Annotated in this window: 18 protein-coding genes and 3 tRNA genes; 11 read left to right on the top strand and 10 right to left on the bottom strand. The window is 31.4% G+C overall.

Translation table 11 applies throughout. The features are described 5' to 3' along the window. Positions 1 to 55 precede the first annotated feature (55 nt). On the top strand, positions 56 to 1,099 hold the full coding sequence (locus tag B4E95_RS06425) for a hypothetical protein (protein ID WP_291090744.1): 1,044 nt from the start codon (positions 56 to 58) through the stop codon (positions 1,097 to 1,099). Positions 1,100 to 1,157: 58 nt separating this feature from the next. Here B4E95_RS06425 and B4E95_RS06420 read toward each other — a convergent pair whose 3' ends face one another. After that, positions 1,158 to 1,427 (bottom strand): hypothetical protein, encoded by a 270-nt coding sequence (locus B4E95_RS06420; RefSeq protein WP_291062346.1) that lies wholly within the window; start codon positions 1,425 to 1,427, stop codon positions 1,158 to 1,160. Between the two features lie 222 nt (positions 1,428 to 1,649). Between B4E95_RS06420 and era the strand changes: the two genes are divergently transcribed. The 3 genes from era to B4E95_RS06405 all read left to right on the top strand — a co-directional run bounded on the left by era (position 1,650) and on the right by B4E95_RS06405 (position 4,764). Then, complete coding sequence (gene era / locus B4E95_RS06415) at positions 1,650 to 2,537, top strand: GTPase Era (protein WP_038334822.1); 888 nt, start codon at positions 1,650 to 1,652, stop codon at positions 2,535 to 2,537. A 109-nt stretch (positions 2,538 to 2,646) separates the two neighbouring features. Next, entirely contained in the window at positions 2,647 to 3,435 is a 789-nt protein-coding gene (locus B4E95_RS06410) for a universal stress protein (protein WP_291062350.1), read from the top strand. 84 nt (positions 3,436 to 3,519) lie between these two features. Then, entirely contained in the window at positions 3,520 to 4,764 is a 1,245-nt protein-coding gene (locus tag B4E95_RS06405; RefSeq protein WP_291090742.1) for a DUF445 domain-containing protein, read from the top strand. 52 nt (positions 4,765 to 4,816) lie between these two features. Here the strand turns inward: B4E95_RS06405 and B4E95_RS06400 are convergent, their stop codons facing one another. From B4E95_RS06400 to B4E95_RS06390, 3 genes are all read right to left on the bottom strand, one after another. Beyond that, entirely contained in the window at positions 4,817 to 5,287 is a 471-nt protein-coding gene (locus B4E95_RS06400) for an ecotin family protein (RefSeq protein WP_291090740.1), read from the bottom strand. 120 nt (positions 5,288 to 5,407) lie between these two features. Next, positions 5,408 to 5,481, bottom strand: a tRNA-Asn gene (locus B4E95_RS06395). Between the two features lie 137 nt (positions 5,482 to 5,618). Beyond that, complete coding sequence (locus B4E95_RS06390) at positions 5,619 to 6,293, bottom strand: TIGR02117 family protein (protein WP_291090738.1); 675 nt, start codon at positions 6,291 to 6,293, stop codon at positions 5,619 to 5,621. A 92-nt stretch (positions 6,294 to 6,385) separates the two neighbouring features. Between B4E95_RS06390 and B4E95_RS06385 the strand changes: the two genes are divergently transcribed. After that, positions 6,386 to 7,111 (top strand): GLPGLI family protein, encoded by a 726-nt coding sequence (locus B4E95_RS06385; protein ID WP_291090736.1) that lies wholly within the window; start codon positions 6,386 to 6,388, stop codon positions 7,109 to 7,111. Between the two features lie 31 nt (positions 7,112 to 7,142). Here the strand turns inward: B4E95_RS06385 and B4E95_RS06380 are convergent, their stop codons facing one another. Together B4E95_RS06380 and B4E95_RS06375 are read right to left on the bottom strand one after the other, a co-directional pair. Beyond that, entirely contained in the window at positions 7,143 to 8,714 is a 1,572-nt protein-coding gene (locus B4E95_RS06380; protein WP_291062358.1) for an Rne/Rng family ribonuclease, read from the bottom strand. Between the two features lie 213 nt (positions 8,715 to 8,927). After that, positions 8,928 to 9,224 carry an HU family DNA-binding protein gene (locus B4E95_RS06375; RefSeq protein WP_019975652.1) on the bottom strand — a complete coding sequence of 99 codons (297 nt, stop codon included), beginning with the start codon at positions 9,222 to 9,224 and terminating at the stop codon, positions 8,928 to 8,930. A gap of 104 nt (positions 9,225 to 9,328) precedes the next feature. On the opposite strand from B4E95_RS06375, the gene mutY reads away from it, so the two are divergent. The 6 genes from mutY to B4E95_RS06345 all read left to right on the top strand — a co-directional run bounded on the left by mutY (position 9,329) and on the right by B4E95_RS06345 (position 13,120). Then, positions 9,329 to 10,348, top strand: a complete 1,020-nt coding sequence (gene mutY / locus B4E95_RS06370; protein ID WP_291090734.1) for an A/G-specific adenine glycosylase — start codon at positions 9,329 to 9,331, stop codon at positions 10,346 to 10,348. Positions 10,349 to 10,386: 38 nt separating this feature from the next. Next, complete coding sequence (locus B4E95_RS06365) at positions 10,387 to 10,839, top strand: single-stranded DNA-binding protein (protein ID WP_038334855.1); 453 nt, start codon at positions 10,387 to 10,389, stop codon at positions 10,837 to 10,839. Positions 10,840 to 10,854: 15 nt separating this feature from the next. Next, the gene (locus tag B4E95_RS06360; protein ID WP_260392386.1) at positions 10,855 to 11,463 is read left to right on the top strand and encodes a gliding motility lipoprotein GldD; all 609 of its coding nucleotides are present in this window, start codon (positions 10,855 to 10,857) and stop codon (positions 11,461 to 11,463) included. A gap of 75 nt (positions 11,464 to 11,538) precedes the next feature. Continuing rightward, entirely contained in the window at positions 11,539 to 12,849 is a 1,311-nt protein-coding gene (rseP, locus tag B4E95_RS06355) for an RIP metalloprotease RseP (RefSeq protein ID WP_291062364.1), read from the top strand. Between the two features lie 65 nt (positions 12,850 to 12,914). Beyond that, a tRNA-Asn gene (locus B4E95_RS06350) sits at positions 12,915 to 12,988 on the top strand. 58 nt (positions 12,989 to 13,046) lie between these two features. Beyond that, positions 13,047 to 13,120: transfer RNA gene (locus tag B4E95_RS06345), tRNA-Asn, on the top strand. 32 nt (positions 13,121 to 13,152) lie between these two features. Here B4E95_RS06345 and meaB read toward each other — a convergent pair. From meaB to B4E95_RS06325, 4 genes are all read right to left on the bottom strand, one after another. Then, positions 13,153 to 14,121 (bottom strand): methylmalonyl Co-A mutase-associated GTPase MeaB, encoded by a 969-nt coding sequence (gene meaB, locus B4E95_RS06340; RefSeq protein ID WP_291062365.1) that lies wholly within the window; start codon positions 14,119 to 14,121, stop codon positions 13,153 to 13,155. Between the two features lie 169 nt (positions 14,122 to 14,290). Then, positions 14,291 to 14,905: a helix-turn-helix domain-containing protein gene (locus tag B4E95_RS06335; RefSeq protein ID WP_114998328.1), complete on the bottom strand. Its 615-nt coding sequence runs from the start codon at positions 14,903 to 14,905 to the stop codon at positions 14,291 to 14,293. Between the two features lie 301 nt (positions 14,906 to 15,206). Beyond that, positions 15,207 to 17,306, bottom strand: coding sequence for a ferrous iron transport protein B (gene feoB, locus B4E95_RS06330; protein WP_291090732.1), 2,100 nt, complete (start codon positions 17,304 to 17,306; stop codon positions 15,207 to 15,209). Further along, complete coding sequence (locus B4E95_RS06325) at positions 17,306 to 17,545, bottom strand: FeoA family protein (protein WP_038334874.1); 240 nt, start codon at positions 17,543 to 17,545, stop codon at positions 17,306 to 17,308. The genes feoB and B4E95_RS06325 overlap by 1 nt, the downstream gene beginning before the upstream one ends. Between the last annotated feature and the right edge of the window lie 23 nt (positions 17,546 to 17,568).

Here is a 17,568-nt window from a genome sequence, read left to right as displayed (position 1 = left end):
ATTATTGATTGAATTTGATTATCAATAAATTAAAAACGCACAAAAAATAATTATTATGAAGTTAGATTTTAGCAAGAGAACGATTCCAGAGACTCTGAGTGAGTTTCAGGATAAAAATACCTTTCAATGGCAAAATGATATTTTTGATTTGATGAAAAAGATCGATTCAAAAGAAGAAAAAGTTAATTTCCATTATTCGAGAGAAGATAATGTTTATATATCAAATTTTGATCCTCAATTTGTGAATGAAACGTTTCATTCGTTAAATAATTTTTTAGGATTAAAAAAAGGTGATTCTACACTTTTAAGTTCATCGGTTTTAGAAAATGAAGGAGAAATTTCATTGGTTCAAGCCATAGAAGGAGGTTTTGATTTGTATTGTCATGAAAATTCGGATAAAGTGAAGATTCCATTAACAGACGAAAGTCAAGACGAAATAGGATACGCATTAAATTATGCTTATTTGACAAAGAAACAGATTGAAAACTCTTTTGAAGATTTAGCAAGAATCGAAAAAATTGCTGTCGAAAGTGATGATTTGTCAGATGATTTGAAAAGTAAATTGAATGATCAAACGAAAACAACTTTTTATCAAGTTTTTACCGCGAATGGGTTTCCGATTGCAGTAAAGAAAATAGATGAAACAGATTATACAGTTTTAGATAAAATAGAACTTTCGGAAGATGAAAAAGGTAATTTAGTCTTGAATTCGCCTTACGAAAAAGAATCACTAAATTTATATAGACAGGCTGTTGTTTCGGATGATCAGAAAAAGTTTAGATGGATTTCTGGAAATGAGTGTAAGTTGAATGGGAAAGATGTGGTGAATTTAGAATTGATCGAAGAGAAATTAAAACCATATATCAATTATAATTTTATTGTGATTGCTTTTCCGAAAAAAGGATCTACAGAAGATGTAATTTCTTTGGTAATAGAAAGTCGATTTGCAGAACATGTTGATATTCCAAAAAGTGAATTAGAATCTTATGAAGTTCCGCAACAAACATTTTTTATCGGAGATTTCCCAAAAAGTAATGATAAAGCAGCTATTAGAGCAGAATTAATTAGATTGTTGAAAGAATCTAACGAAAATAATTAATTCAAAAAGGGATACGACATCGTCGTATCCCTTTTTGAATTTAAGCAATAAACAATTTTTAGTATTGAATATCAATTAAAGATTTTAACGGAATCAAAACTCCATTCTTAATTTGTAAAAAATTATCCGTAACAGACCAAACAGTCGTCTCAATTTTCTTAGGACCTTGATCTGTTTGAAATGTAATATATGCTTTCGATTTGAATTCGTTTCCTAATCTTACTGCACCATTCAATTTGTTTGCCTCTACCGTTACTTCGTCTTTTGGCGCGTCTAAAAATTTATAGTTTCTTACTTCTTCTTTTTCGATAAGTTCTGCTTTCATCATTTTTTTAAATTTTGGTTAATTTAATCTTCCATAACACATGTATGAAATTAATCATATTTTTCAATAAACCATAACTTTCGTCATATTTTTTTGAACTTAATTAGAATTATTCAAAATACAGACCAAAATCAATTTTATGAAATTAAAATTTCATTAGAATATTAATCTTTTCTTCAACATATTAATCTGAAATAATATTATAGAAATCACTAAATTTGCAGAATGTCAGACGAAAAGAAATTTAAATCCGGTTTTGTAAACATCATAGGAAATCCAAATGTTGGAAAATCTACTTTGATGAATATGTTGATGAAAGAGCGTTTGGTTATCGCAACACATAAAGCGCAAACGACTCGTCATCGTATCAAAGGTATTTTGACAGGAGAAGATTATCAGATTGTATTTTCGGATACTCCTGGTGTTTTGGATCCTGCTTATGAACTGCAAACAAAAATGATGGATGCAGTAAATGAATCGTTGGTGGATGCCGATGTGATTCTTTATGTTGTAGAAATTGGAGAAAAACGATTGAAAAATGAACAAGTTTTCGAACGTCTGCAAAAAACATCTACACCAATTATTTTATTGTTGAATAAAATTGATACAGCTACGCCAGATCGATTGAATGAAGCGGTAGAATATTGGCACGAATTATTACCAAAAGCAGAGATTTTACCTATTTCGGCTAAAGAAAACGTTAATGTAGATTTGTTGATTAATAAGATCAAAGCAATTATTCCAGAAGGGCCACAATATTATCCAGAAGATCAATTAACAGACCGTTCGGAGCGTTTTATTGTAAACGAAGTAATTCGCGAAAAGATTTTATTAAACTATCAAAAAGAGATTCCTTATTCTGTTGAGGTAGTAACAGAACGCTTCAAAGAAGATTTGAATTTAATTTCTATCGAAGCTGAAATTTTTGTAGAACGCGATTCTCAGAAAGGAATTATTATTGGACATAAAGGAGAGTCTTTATCGAAAGTAGGAAAAGAAGCAAGAGAAGAATTAGAGAAATTCTTTGATAAAAAAGTATTCTTGAAACTTTTCGTGAAAGTGCGAAAAGATTGGAGAAGCAAAGAGAATGATTTGCGTCGTTTTGGTTATTAAAAACGATTAAAAAATAGATAAGTCTTGAGAAATCAAGACTTTTTTGTGGCTTTACCTAAATTTTAGTTGTAAATTTATAGAACAAAATCTATTCTAGAATTTAATTATTATGGCTAAAATATTATTTCCTACCGATTTTTCGGAAACAGCGAACAATGCTTTTTTGTATGCGTTAAACCTTGCAAAAGTTCTTAAAACAGATATTAAGTTAGTTTCGGTACAATCAAATCTTAAAAATTATCTTGAAGTTACAGAAGAAAACTTCGAAAATTATATCAATAAACTTAAAAATATTGCAAAAGAAAATAATCTTGAACACGTTAAAATAGAGAGTTCTTTGGTTGTTGGCGATTTGTTGTTGATGATTTTGGATATTATCAACAAAGACGATATACAATATGTGGTGATGGGAACGAATGGACAAAATAGTTTAGGTAAAAAGTTTTTTGGCTCTAATACCGTAAATGTCATTAACAATTCGCCTGCGCCTGTGTTGGTTGTTCCAAATAATGTAAAATTTAAAGAAGAAAGAAATTTTGCTTACGCTACATTATTTAATCAAAAAGAAGCAAAAGCTTTGGCACAAATGGAAGAAGTGACAAAACGTTACGATAAATTGTTGAACATTGTACATGTTGATGATAAATCGATTACTCCACAAATGTTAAGCGTGAAAAAAGAATGGGAAGAAGAATATCCTGAAGCGATGATTACAATTGAACCGAGCAAAGATGTAGAAGGAGGCTTAATCAATTATTGTACAAAAAATAACATTGATGTTTTAGGCGTTGTTCATCGTGAATTATCATCTTTCGAAAGATTATTTACAATCAACCATAGCCAACGATTATTGTCGAGTGCAAATGTAGCATTATTGGTTTTTCAGGAAAGTAAATAAATTAAAAACATAAAACTTAGAGCGGAGAATTCTCCGCTTTTTTGATTGGCTAAATTTTTGCAACAAATTTCTTAAAACACTTTTATGACGGAACTTCAGAAAATACAAAACCTCAAAAAACATAAAGCAATTGCAACAGGATTATTCATTTTGATGGCTTTTATTTACTTTTTGATGGTTTATCTAAGTCAACATTCACCTGCGAAATGGATTGGATATGTGGAAGCATTTGCCGAAGCAGCAATGGTTGGTGCACTTGCCGATTGGTTTGCGGTTACGGCTTTGTTCAAATATCCGCTTGGGCTTAAAATTCCGCATACAAATTTGATCGAAAATAGTAAAAATGCGATTGGAGATAATTTGGGACAGTTTGTAACTGAGAATTTTTTGACACCATCTACAATTCGTCCATATATCGAGAAATTAGAAGTTGTAAAATATGCAGCAGATTGGTTGAATAAAGCTACGAATCAAGAAATGTTGCAAGAAGAATTGATTAATTTCTCCAAGAAAATTGTCAAAGATTTAAATGATAAAGATGTCGTTGATTTTATAACCTTGAAAGGTGATGAAATTTTGAAACAATTTGATTTACCTGAATTAGTATCATCAAGTTTAGAGTATATTTTAGAAAAGGAAAAACACGACGAAATTTTAGAAGCAATCATTCCAAAAGCGAAAGAGTATATTTTAGAAAGTGATTTGATTATTAAAGATAAATTAAATGAAAAACATCCTGTCATTTCATTTTTTGCTGGTAAAAAAATATCGAAAGGAGTAGTGGAAGGCGTGGTTAGTTTTTTGGATGAGGTTGAAGCGGACAAAGAGCATCCAATTCGTCATAATATCGAACGAATTATCCGAGAAAATATTCAGAATATAAAAGAATCTCCCGATTGGAAATTTAGGTTAGAATCGCTTCGAGATGATTTTATCACAAAAGAACGATTGAATGATTATGCTTTGGATTTGTGGTTGGCGATTAAACAAAATTTGACTGAAAGTTTTGATGATGATAATTCTGCAATGCAAGTTTACATTAAAAAAAATATAATAAAATTGACCGAGAATTTGAACGATAACCAAGAAATGATTGATAAGATTAATGGTTGGGTGCGTCATTTTATTTACCGTATGATTTTACGAAATGTCAAAGAAGTAGAAAGTTTGATTAGTAATACCGTTGATAAATGGGAAGGAAAAGAGTTGAGCGAAAAGCTAGAATTGGAAGTTGGGAAAGACTTGCAATTTATTCGGATTAACGGAACGTTGGTTGGAGGACTTGTTGGTTTAGTTATTTACACGATTACGCAATTGGTATTTCATTAAAATTTAAAAGCTCGAGAATCTCTCGAGCTTTTTCAATTAACAACTATAAATATTACTTAACTAAATTAAGTTTTTCATCTGCTTTCCAAATTCTATTTTCTAATGTATAACTTTTTGGTACGTAAACTACGATTGGTAATTTGCTATTGTAACGCGTTTGAATAGATTTTGCGTGTACAATTTTTTCGACTGATTTGTTGTCGCTACATCCCATTAAAGTGCCTGCTATATTACCATCTGATTCGAAATTGAAATAATCATAACCCCAACCATCAACAGTTTTCTGTTCAAAAGATCCTGCTAAGAAAAAATGGTTACAAGAATCTACCAAAGTTTTTTTACCTGCGAAAATTTCTACACTGTAATTATCTTCGTTAGGTAAAGTTTTCAACGTGATAATTTTTTGTTCATATCCATCTTTTGCTTTTGGATACATTGAATAATCTATTTTCATATTTTTTTGCGCGAATGTTACCATAAACATTAGTAATGCTAAAAAGCTAAATACTTTTCTAAGTTTCATACTAATTTGATTTTATTTGTTTTCTATTAGTAAGATGCAAAAGTTGGGTGAATGGTTGTGCGAGTAAATGTTAAATATTTGTGAAATAAAAAAAGACAATCAAATTGATTGTCTTTTTTGCTCCTCCTCTTGGGCTCGAACCAAGGACCCTCTGATTAACAGTCAGATGCTCTAACCAACTGAGCTAAGGAGGAGTATCGTTATCGATATTGTGTTGCAAATATAGAGCAAATTTTATTACTTCCAAATCTTAAAAGTATTTTTTTTTCGTTCTAAAAGTCGCATTAATAGACAACTATTTGAAAATGAATCAGAAATAATTCAAAAAAAATTATTCATAATGACGAAAAATTCCTTGTTGTGTTGCCGTCCACAAAGGCGCTTCTTTATTTGCCGCTTTTAGCGCGCTTGCTGCCCACGTATTACACGTAAAAAACAAACTATAACTTCCTTTTGCTTCGTAAAACGAATCACTATCTCCATAAACAGCATCCGTTTTTATTAATTCGACTTTGTTATCTTTATCCAAATCAAATGATTGCTTAATGTAAACAATTAATTTTTGATACTCATCCAAGCTCAAATTCACTTTTTTGCAATCTTCTCCCAACGTCATTTTATCATAAAAAGTAGTATGCATTGCCGAATCTCCCAACCAAAACGCCGCGTTGAAAGCAGTAGAAAACTTCAAATCTTTCCATTCTGGCGTATCCAAATAGAAACCTTTATCACCCCAACCAAAGGCAATATATTCATATTCTTTTTTTGATTTTGTATCCGAAAAAGAGACAAAAGTCGACCAATCTATCGCTTCAGATTTTACAGGAACTACAATGTCTGTATGTACACCATTTGTCAAAATATACGCAGTGATTTTGTCGTTAGGCTTCTGTTTTTCTTTGTTAACAGGTATCATTGGCAATAAAACTACCGCAAGTAGATACACCACAATTAATAAAACTAAAACGCCTAACGTTTTGAGTAGGATTCTGAAGATTTTTTTCATTGTAAAAGGTTGAAAAGCTAATTTATAGAAAAATAAATGATAAATAAAACTAGTTTTATTTATCTTTAAAATTTACTTTTAATTAAATACGAATGAGATACTTATTGCTAATTGTACTTCCTATTTTCAATTTCGCTCAAGAAAAATTTAAGGTCGAATATGAAATTCGAAATTTTGTAACCGTTTCTAATACATCACCCGAAAAGGCAAAACAATTAGAAGAAGCATATTCAAAACCTAAATATTACGAATTATTTGTTGATAAGAATAAATGTTTATCCAAAGAAGTTCAACGAATTGATAATTCTCAAGGAAGCAGAATGGCTATATTAGTTGTAGAAGGCGATGTGGTAGACAAACAAACATATTTGGATTTTGATTCTAATGAAAAAATCATTGAAAAAAGTGTTGATGGAAAAGCGTATTTGGTGAATGATATAATCGAAAGTAATGATTGGAAACTTACAAAAGAAACTAAAACCATAAATGGTTATAATGTTAGAAAAGCTACTTTAAACAATGATACTCACTTAATAGAAGCTTGGTTTGCAAAAGATATTAAAAGTAAATGTGGACCTAATAAGTACAATAATTTACCAGGATTAATTTTAGAGGTAAAATCTACAGTTATTGAAAAACCAACAACTTATACATCCATGAAATTAGAATCTATTAAGCTTGATAATAAAATATCTATTCAAAAACCTAATAAAGGGCAACAAATGAATGATGTTGAATTTAATGATTTTATCTCCGAATATTATCGAAAGATTGATGAAAAATTTAAAGAATCACAAAAACAAGGTATTGATAAATAAAACAAAAAACCTCGCAATTGCGAGGTTCTTCTTAATTTGATTCGTTGTAAAGTGTATTATGATCTTTGTCCAAGAAATTAAATTGTAAGTATTTGTAAGCATCTCTTGGTACAATCTTAATCCACTTTTTATGCTTAAAAAACCATTTCATCTGAATGCTTGGCAATCCATGTTGTAAATAAGCAGCTACGAAAGGATGCACGTGCAACGACATTTTTCGTAAATCCTTATCTTTTCTATCAAGGATATTCAAGAGCACTTGTTCAATTTTATCAATTGTAACGATAGGTGCTTCAACTTCATTCGATTCTTGGTTAGGATTTTCTTCAGTTGTAACGAAATTCACTTCTGGGCGAACACGTTGTCTTGTAATCTGAATCAATCCAAATTTACTTGGTGGCAAAATCTTATGTTTTGCTTTATCTTTCGCCATTTCAGCTCTCAGATGCTCGAACAATTCTTTTTTATGTTCTACGTCCGTCATATCAATAAAATCGACCACAACAATTCCTCCCATATCACGTAATCGCAATTGACGTGCAATTTCCGAAGCAGCAATTTTGTTTACGGCAAAAGCTGAATCTTCTTGATTTTTAGAATTTCGAGAAATATTTCCCGAATTCACATCAATTACGTGTAACGCTTCTGTGTGTTCAATCACAAGATATGCACCTTTAGATTGTGGAATAGTTACCGTTTTACCAAAAGCTTGTTTAATTTGTCTTTCGACATTAAACTTCTCAAAAATTGGAACAAATGGATCGTCGTATTCTTTTACCAAATTAATTTTATCTGGTGCAATAACTTCCAAATATTCGCGCATTTCGTCAGCTAATTCGTCATCATCAACAGAAATTTTAATAAAATCATCATTAAAATTATCTCTCAAAATAGAAGAAGCTCTATCCATTTCACTAAGAATCTTAGCTGGGGCTTTCTTTTTCTGAAGATTTTTGAAGATTTGAGTCCATTTGTTTAACAAATAAGCTAAATCTGCTTGCAATTCTTCTGCGTTCTTCTCTTCGGCAACTGTTCTGATAATAACTCCGAAGCCTTCTGGTGTTAAACCTTCTAAAATTTTAATTAAACGATCGCGTTCTGGTTTTTGTTTGATTTTTTGCGAAATCGAAACACGTTCCGAAAATGGAACTAAAACTAAATATCGACCAGCAATTGAAATTTCAGAAGTAATTCTTGGTCCTTTCGTATGGATTGGTTCTTTTGTAATTTGAACCAAAACAGAATCACCTGGGGCAAAGATTTCTGTAATTTGTCCATCTTTGTCAATAGGTTCTTCCATACGGAAGTTCTTCAATTTTTCGGTTTTGTACGTGCCATTTGCTACAATTTTGTTGTATGCATTTGACGAGCGTATTTGTGGACCTAAGTCATGATAATGTAAAAATGCATCTTTCGAATAACCTATGTCAACAAAGGTTGCATTTAAACTGGGAGCTAATTTTTTGATTTTACCCAAGTAAATGTTGCCAACTGCAAAGCCATCATTTGCAGTATCTTGATGAAATTCCATCAAGCGACCTTCATCTAAAACTGCGATGCGTACTTGATCAGCTAAGGCTGAAATCACTAATTCTTTACTCATCAAAAAATTATGTTTTTAAAAATGATAAAAGCACTTTCCAAAATTTCCATTGAAAAGTGCTATCTAGTAAAAAGACTAAATAATTAATAGCTTAGCTACTAATTATTTTTTCTTTTTGTGTCTGTTAAGACGACGACGTTTTTTGCGTTTGTGCGTCGCTACCTTATGTCTTTTACGTTTTTTTCCGCTTGGCATGATACAATTATTTTATTGTTATTTGATTACGTTTGCTTCGCTAGTCTTTACATCTTCGATGAAAGTTTTAGCTGGTTTAAATGTAGGAACGTTATGTGCTGGGATAATGATAGAAGTACCTTTTGTAATGTTTCTACCTGTTTTTTCAGCTCTAGTTTTAATAGTAAAAGAACCAAATCCTCTTAAGTATACATTTTCTCCTTCTACTAATGATTTAATCACCTCCTCCATAAACGATTCTACCACTCTTTGAGTATCGCTCTTTTCAAGTCCTAATTTACCTGAAATGTTATTTACTATTTCTGCCTTTGTCATAATTCCTCTTATTATTCTTAAATTTGAAAGCGGGTGCAAATATAACGATAGTATCCTAACAAAAAAAGATTTTTTCAGTTTTTATGAACTTCAACTATCTGATTTTGTCATATTTTGACAAAAATAAACGAGATTTACCTTGGCGTCATACAAAAGACCCATTTCACATTTGGTTGTCGGAAATTATTCTCCAACAAACAAGGGTTGACCAAGGTATGAAATTTTACAATAATTTCATACAAGAATTTGAGACTATTTTCGATTTGGCAAACGTCGACGAACAAAAAGTCCTAAAACTCTGGCAAGGACTGGGTTATTATTCCCGTGCCAGAAATTTACACTTCACGGCAAAGACGATTGCTGATGAGTTAAATGGACAATTTCCGAATAATTTCAAAGATTTAAAAAAGCTAAAAGGCGTAGGAGATTACACTGCAGCTGCAATTGCATCTATTGTATATAATGAAAATGTACCTGCTGTAGACGGAAATATGTTTCGAGTTTTTGCGCGATATTTTAATATTACAGATGATATAAGTTCGCCAAAAACAAAGAAGATTTTCTGGGATTTGGGTTTAGAAATCATTGATAAAAAACGTCCAGGTGATTTTAATCAGGCGGTAATGGATTTGGGTGCAACAATTTGTACACCAAAACAGCCAAAGTGTGAAATTTGTCCACTTAATGAGTCTTGTGAAGCGCTTCGATTAAATAAAGTCAACGAATTGCCTATAAAATTGAAAAAGACAAAAGTTTCGAATCGTTTTTTACATTTTATTCTCATCGAAAATGAAGATAAAATTGCCTTGTCTAAACGAATTGGAAATGATGTTTGGAAAAATTTATTCACTTTTCCAAAAATAGAAACCGAAACTGACTTGTTGGATAAAGGTTGGATTTTAGATCAAAATCTTGAAAATAATCTAACTTTTATCGAAGAGGAGAAACATATTTTGTCGCATCAAAATTTATTTATAAAATATTGGAAATTAAATGTATTTTTAATAGATATAACAAATTTGAAAGCCGAAAATGATTTTGAAATGATTGCTTTAAATGATCTCGAACATTATCCGCTGCCAAAACCAATAGAAAAATTTATAAATAAACATTATTTGGATTAACTTTGTAAGTAACAAGCCACTAAAAACCTATTACAACTATGAATGGAACAACGAATAAAGTACTTTTGATCGGAAATTTGGGTGATGATGTAAAATTGCATCATTTCGATGAACAAAATTGTATTGGACGATTTCCTATTGCAACGACAGAATCTTACATTTCGAGAACAGGAGAACGAATTACAGAAACAGAATGGCACAATATTGTGACACGCAATAAATTAGCAGAATTATGTGATCGTTATCTGAAAAAGGGAGATAAAGTTTTTGTTGAAGGACGCATCAAAACACGCAAATGGGACGATAACGGACAAACGCGTTATACAACAGAGATCGTAGCAAATTCAATCGAGTTTTTGACACCAAAAATTGACAATGAACAACGTCAAGCCATGCAAAATGATCAGAACAAAGTTCAGCAAAGTCAACAAAACACAACAGTTGTCGAGCCACCTTTTATAGATGAAGGAGAAGACGATTTGCCTTTTTAGAAATTAAAAAATTAAATGAATTTTAAAAAACTTAACGTTTTACGTTATACAATGAATTTTAAAACTATAATAGCATTATGTAGTAGTGCTATTTTTTTTGTGTCGTGCAATAAAAGCGAGGAAGTTGCCAAACCTTTAGGACAAGTTCGCCTCGAATATCCGCAACAAACTTATCTGTCTTTCAAAGAAAATGTACCCTATACTTTTCAATACTCAAACTTTGGGAAGGTCATTATGGGTAAAAAACCAAACTCTTTCAATATTGTTTATCCAAGAATGAAAGCGACAATTTACCTGACATATTTTCCGGTTCAGTCTCCACAAGATTTAATCGTTCAAATAAAAGAAAGTGAGAGTTTTGTGCAAGAACAGACGGTTAAAGCCAGTTTTATCTCGCCACAAGAATTTTCTTTTCCAGAAAAAAAGGTTTTTGGTACTATGTATGAATTAGGAGGAGAATCAGCAATTAATATTCAGTTTCATGCGACGGATAGTGTGAAGAATTTTTTAGCAGGTTCGGTTTATTTCAAAACTCAACCAAAACCCGATTCTTTAGCTCCAGCAGTTGATTATATCAAAAAAGATGTAAAAAAATTGTTAGAAACCTTAGAATGGAAAAAATAAACAGCTTTGATAAATAAATTCGATTAATTTTGTAATCGTTTAATAAAATTCGAACATAAATAAATTTAAAACAATATGTTAATACAGATAGCTACCTTAATGCTTAGTTTGATGCTTTTAGTAATGTTGCACGAGCTAGGACATTATGTAACAGCGCGATGGTTTGGCGTTCGTGTCGAACGTTTCTTTTGTTTTTTCGATGTGAAATTTGCCATTTGGAAAAAGAAAATTGGTGATACTGTTTACGGTATCGGTTGGTTGCCTCTTGGAGGATACGTAAAACTTTCGGGAATGATTGACGAAAGCATGGATTTGGAACAAATGAAACAAGAGCCAAAACCGTGGGAATTCCGTGTAAAACCAGCTTGGCAACGATTAATCATTATGTTAGGTGGTATTATTGTGAATATCATTTTAGCGATGATTATTTATACTATTTTGTTCATTTCTCAAGGAAAAAGCTTTGTTGATGTAAACAAAATGCAATACGGAATTGAAGTTGATGCAGCTCAAACTAAATTTGGCTTACAAAAAGGTGATATTCCAATTGGTGTAAATGGTGTAAAATATCAAGCGTTAAACGAAATAGGAAAAGAAGCTTTATTAGGTGGAGAAAAATTGGATGTAAAACGTCAAGGAAAAGAAGTTTCTTTACCAATTACAGAAGATTTCAGAACTGAAATTTTAAACGCTAAAGGTGCTTTCTTTGTACCTCAAATGCCAGCTGTTGTTGATTCTGTTGTTGAGAATAGTGCAGCACAAAAAGCAGGATTATTAAAAGATGATAAAGTAATTGCTGTTGATGGTTTCACAACACCATTGTATTCGGATGTAAAAAATAAATTAAAAGAATACAAAGGAAAAACTGTTTCTTTGAGTGTTGAAAGAAAAGGCGAGCCTATAGAATTGATGGTGAATGTTGGAAAAGATGGAACAATTGGTTTTAGTAATTCTAGAGCTTATTTAGAGTCTTTAATTTCTCAAGAAGATTATACAATTGGTGAAGGAATTTCAAAAGGAATTGTAGAGCCATTTGAAGCGATTGCAACGCAAGTTCGTGGAATTGGAACATTATTCCAAGTAAAAGACGGTCGTAAGCAAGTTGCTGGACCAATTGGAATGGTAAAACAAATGCCAAAAGAATGGAATTGGTTATTTTTCTGGTCATTCACAGCAATGATTTCTGCTTGGTTAGCATTCATTAACTTATTACCAATCCCAGGTTTGGACGGTGGACATGCTGTTTTTGCTATTTATGAAATGGTAACAGGTAAAAAACCAAGTGAAAAAGTTTTAGAAAAAGCACAAATGGTTGGAGTTGTAATTATCTTAGGATTAATGGTATTCATCTTCGGGAACGATATTGTGAACATGATTTTTAAATAAATTTTAAAATATTTTTTGTGGGTGTAAAAAATACTTCTATATTTGCACCCACAATTAAGCAACATTCCTCCTTAGCTCAGTTGGTTAGAGCATCTGACTGTTAATCAGAGGGTCCTTGGTTCGAGCCCAAGAGGAGGAGCTTTTTTAGTGAAATGTCAAACAAAGACTTAAAAATAAAATTTTAAAATATCGGATTTTCCTCCTTAGCTCAGTTGGTTAGAGCATCTGACTGTTAATCAGAGGGTCCTTGGTTCGAGCCCAAGAGGAGGAGCAAAAAAGACAATCAATTTGATTGTCTTTTTTTTATTTTATATCAATTTCAGTATGGTTATTCAACCAATCTTTTGCCATTTCGAATGCAGACAAATTTTTGCTCAATTCTAATGGTTGCTTCTTAAGTAATTTTAAAAACTGTTGATTAATCAAATCAATTGTGTAGCGTTCTGCTTGTTTTAACTGTTGTTTTTCTCTGTTTGATACGTAATAATTATTTTCATTAATAAATTTGAAATAATCATTGACCAATTCCCAAAGTTCAGGAATTCCTTTTCCGATTAATCCAGAACCGATAATTGATTTTCTTTTCCATTGAGATGATTTGGTTGGTAAAAATTGTAATGAACGAACAATATCCAATTTTGCATCTTTCACTAATTTTTCTTGAAACGAATCTGATTTATTGACAAAAATTAAATCAGCCATTTCCATAATTCCTCGTTTTATTCCTTGTAAATCATCTCCAGAACCCGGAAGTTGAAGAAATAGGAAAAGATCTGAAATTTCATTTACTAAGGTCTCAGATTGTCCAACACCGACAGTTTCAATCAAAATATTTTCAAACCCTGCTGCTTCGCATAATAAAATTGCTTCATATGTACGTGACGTAACACCACCTAAAGAACCGTTAGAAGCGCTTGGACGTATATAAGCATTTTCTTCTCGCGATAAGTCCTCCATGCGTGTTTTGTCGCCTAAAATACTTCCTTTGGAAAGTGAACTACTTGGGTCAATTGCTAAAATTGCTACTTTTTCATCTTTACTCAGAATATATTTACCCAATGATTCGATAAAAGTACTTTTACCAACACCGGGAATTCCTGTAATGGCAATTCTTTTTGAAGTTTTGGAAACAGGTAGTAAGCTAATGATATGTTGCGCTAATTTCAAATCGTCTAAACGATTGCTTTCGGCTAGTGTAATAGCTCGCGATAAGGCAAAACGATCGCCTTCTTTTATTTTTTGAGCAAGTATTTCGGGGTCAATTTTTCGCATAAGACACAATCTTAGATTAAAGATAAAGTCTTAATTAAGAATAAAAAAATACAATCGAAATTTGTGAATGTATTTTATATAGCTCTTGTGTTTATTGGTATAAAAAATAAAACAAATATAATTGATTATATATTTTAAATTCAATTATATAAACTTCATTAATTCGTAATTATGAATTTTTTTGTTCCTCTTTAATTCTTTTTATAAAAGCAGAAGGAGATTCATTCATGATTTGAGTAAAAGTTGTCGTAAAAGTACTGTGAGAAGCAAATCCACAATCGCTTGCTAAATAACTTACTTTCGTATTAATGTATTTCGGCTCATTTTGAAGTCGATTCACAATGTAATTTACTCTCAACTCATTCAAATAAGAATTAAATTGTTTTTGACGATGAGTTTTAATGATTTCGGAAAGGTATTTTGTATTCGTTTCAAATTGTTTTGATAATGAAGCAAGGTTAATATCTTTCTTAGTAAAGCCTTTATTCTTCTCAAATAACTCTAATTTTCGAAGTAAGTCATTCTCGGTTTTAGATGAAATGCTAAGGTTATTCGTTGGTTTTTCTTCAATCATAACCTCTGTTGGTGGAGTTGGAGAAATGATTTTATTTGTAACCTCTTCTTTGATTGGTTCAGAAGGAATTTCTTTAATCTCTTTTACAGAACTTATTTCTTCGACAGAAATCTCAGTTGATTGTTTAGTTTTTTTGGAAACAAAGTAAATAATTAATCCTAAGATAATTATCGCTGAAATTAATAATAAAATGATTAACCAAGTTTCCATTTTTTGTAAAATTTATATTCCGAATTAATAAAATAAAACCAATTGAAAATCATAGAAATAATTGATTTTTACTGATTATACTATTGTAAAAATACTCCGAAATTTTGAAATAAAAAAGGCTAACTTTTAAGAGTTAGCCCTTTTTTGAAATTCATCTTTGCTTGGAGAACAACCACAGCCTTTTGAGCATCCATCTCCTTTTGAACTAAATGAGCTTCTAATTAATTTTACAACATACCAAACTGCAAATCCGAAAAGGAAAGCGATAAAAATATATTGTATCCAAATATTGTCCATACTATTATTTTAAAAAATGATATGCAATAAATGCAACTACATATGCCAAACCTGTCATAAACCCTGTCTGAATCAATGTCCATATCCAAGAATTTGTTTCGCGTTTTACGATTGCAATTGTGCTCATGCATTGCATTGCGAATGCATAAAATAACAACAACGAAACTCCTGTAGCAAGGTTATATGCTGGTTCTCCTGTATTTTGGTTAATCTCATTTTTCATACGATGAAGTAAACGATCTTTTTGACCATTGTCTTCAACATCAACTTCTCCTAAACTATAAACCGTTGACATCGTTCCGACAAAAACTTCACGCGCAGCGAATGATGAAATTAAACCAATTCCCATCTTCCAATCGTATCCTAAAGGCTCTACAACTGGCTCTATAACTGATCCTAATCTGCCTAAATATGAATGTTCTAATTTGTAAGAAGCAATTTCATTTGCTAAATCTTCTTCATTCATTTTTGGGTGATGAGCAGTTACAATTTCTTCTGCATTTTTGAATTGTTCTCCAGGTCCGAAAGCTCCTAAAACCCATAGAATAATCGAAATTGCAAATATGATTTTACCCGCATCAACTAAAAATCCTAACGTTTTTTCCCAAACATTAATTCCAACATTTTTCCAATCAGGAAGTTTGTACGTTGGCATTTCTAAAATTAGGTAACTTTTATGTTTTGCTTTAATGATTAAATTCAATAAAATAGCACTTCCTAATGCGCCTAAAACACCTAAAATGTACATCACAAATAACGCCAAAGCTTGGTAACTTAATCCAAAAATATGTTCGTCGGGAATTACTAAAGCAATTAAAACGATGTAAATTGGTAAACGAGCCGAACACGTCATAAAAGGCGTTACAAGTATCGTTAATAGACGTTCTTTATCATTTTCGATATTACGCGCAGACATGATTGCAGGAACGGCACAGGCAACACCAGAAATTAATGGAACGACACTTTTTCCGCTTAATCCAAATGGTTTTAACCATCTGTCCATTAAATAAACCACGCGGCTCATGTAGCCCGTTTCTTCCATTATTGAAATGAATAAAAACAAAATGGCAATTTGCGGAACGAAAACGGCAATCCCTTCTATACCTGGGATTATTGCACCTCCAATGATTTCGTTGATAGGACCTTCGGGAATTAAACTAATTGCTTTTTCGTCAATCCAACCAAATAAATCTTCGACCATTGTCATTAATGGTGCAGACCATGTGTAAACGGCTTGAAAGATTAATAATAAAATTCCTAAAAAGATGATGTATCCAAAAATTGGATGAATCAATGTTTTATCAATTTTATCGGTTAAGGTTTCATTTCCGTCAAAATTATACGAAATAATATCGTTTAATTTTTCCTCTAAAATTTTATTTCGATCTAAGGCTTCTTTGACTTGTAATCGTTTCGAAACAATAGAATTTTCTTTTTTAATTGTATCTAATTTACTTAAATTTTCTTTCGATTCGAACGGAACTTCTTTCTGTGAAAGATATTGCCAAGCTAAATAATCAGATTTAAGATTAAATTCATTCTTGATTTTTTCTACAATAGAAAGATACTCTTTTGGAATTTCGTAATGACGATTATATGGAGTTGCGTCTTTTGTAAAAGCTTCTACTAATTCATCAATTCCTTCGCTTGTACGCGCGTTTGTTAAGTATATTTTTGTTTGAAGAAAATCTTCTAACTTTTTCAAATCAATATTAAGTCCCTTGCTTTTGATTTCATCTTTCATATTGATGACAAAAATTGCAGGAACGTCTAAATCTCGAACTTGTTGATACAACAAAATCGATCGTTTTAGATTAGATGGTTCACCAACAACAACCGCCAAATTTGGGTAATGGTTATTGGTTTTGTCTCCTAAAGTTTTGATAACAATTTCTTCATCCAAAGAGCTTGGATAAATTGTATACGTTCCGGGAAAATCTGTAATTAGAAATTTATTTCCGTTACGTTCGATATTTCCTTCACGTTTTTCTACCGTCACACCTGGGTAATTCCCAACTTTTTGACGAAGATTTGTTAATTTATTAAATAACGAAGTTTTACCAACATTTGGGTTACCAATTAAGGCAATTTTATAATGATTCATTATTTTTTTGTTATCAAAATTTTATCGGCTTCGTTTCTTCTTAAAGCTAAAACAGACTTGTTAGAGATGATACTAATGCAAATAGGACCACCAAACGGAGCCTTATTTTTTACCAATAAACTTGTTCCTGGAATAAAGCCCATTTCGTAAAACTTAGCAGGTATGTCTTCTGTACTAAATCCAGTTACAACTGCTTGTTCACCAATTTTTAAATCTTTTAAAGAATAATTTTCAACCATTTCTACCAATCTATCTATGATTT

Source organism: Empedobacter sp. UBA7494 (assembly GCF_002478465.1).
GTDB classification, from domain to species: Bacteria; Bacteroidota; Bacteroidia; order Flavobacteriales; family Weeksellaceae; genus Empedobacter; species Empedobacter falsenii_B.
The sequence above is the reverse complement of the archived record's forward strand: the minus strand, read 5'-3'. Positions and strand labels throughout refer to the sequence as shown.

Bases quoted from the DNA above. Each gene is read 5' to 3' on its own strand.
- feoB (WP_291090732.1), bottom strand. From the start codon at position 17,306: ATGAATCATTATAAAATTGCCTTAATTGGTAACCCAAATGTTGGTAAA.
- B4E95_RS06335 (WP_114998328.1), bottom strand. From the start codon at position 14,905: ATGGAAACTTGGTTAATCATTTTATTATTAATTTCAGCGATAATTATC.
- B4E95_RS06385 (WP_291090736.1), top strand. From the start codon at position 6,386: ATGAGATACTTATTGCTAATTGTACTTCCTATTTTCAATTTCGCTCAA.
- B4E95_RS06400 (WP_291090740.1), bottom strand. From the start codon at position 5,287: ATGAAACTTAGAAAAGTATTTAGCTTTTTAGCATTACTAATGTTTATG.
- B4E95_RS06380 (WP_291062358.1), bottom strand. From the start codon at position 8,714: ATGAGTAAAGAATTAGTGATTTCAGCCTTAGCTGATCAAGTACGCATC.
- B4E95_RS06375 (WP_019975652.1), bottom strand. From the start codon at position 9,224: ATGACAAAGGCAGAAATAGTAAATAACATTTCAGGTAAATTAGGACTT.
- B4E95_RS06390 (WP_291090738.1), bottom strand. From the start codon at position 6,293: ATGAAAAAAATCTTCAGAATCCTACTCAAAACGTTAGGCGTTTTAGTT.
- B4E95_RS06420 (WP_291062346.1), bottom strand. From the start codon at position 1,427: ATGATGAAAGCAGAACTTATCGAAAAAGAAGAAGTAAGAAACTATAAA.
- meaB (WP_291062365.1), bottom strand. From the start codon at position 14,121: ATGCGAAAAATTGACCCCGAAATACTTGCTCAAAAAATAAAAGAAGGC.
- B4E95_RS06410 (WP_291062350.1), top strand. From the start codon at position 2,647: ATGGCTAAAATATTATTTCCTACCGATTTTTCGGAAACAGCGAACAAT.
- B4E95_RS06360 (WP_260392386.1), top strand. From the start codon at position 10,855: ATGAATTTTAAAAAACTTAACGTTTTACGTTATACAATGAATTTTAAA.
- B4E95_RS06405 (WP_291090742.1), top strand. From the start codon at position 3,520: ATGACGGAACTTCAGAAAATACAAAACCTCAAAAAACATAAAGCAATT.
- rseP (WP_291062364.1), top strand. From the start codon at position 11,539: ATGTTAATACAGATAGCTACCTTAATGCTTAGTTTGATGCTTTTAGTA.
- B4E95_RS06365 (WP_038334855.1), top strand. From the start codon at position 10,387: ATGAATGGAACAACGAATAAAGTACTTTTGATCGGAAATTTGGGTGAT.
- B4E95_RS06325 (WP_038334874.1), bottom strand. From the start codon at position 17,545: ATGGTTGAAAATTATTCTTTAAAAGATTTAAAAATTGGTGAACAAGCA.
- era (WP_038334822.1), top strand. From the start codon at position 1,650: ATGTCAGACGAAAAGAAATTTAAATCCGGTTTTGTAAACATCATAGGA.
- B4E95_RS06425 (WP_291090744.1), top strand. From the start codon at position 56: ATGAAGTTAGATTTTAGCAAGAGAACGATTCCAGAGACTCTGAGTGAG.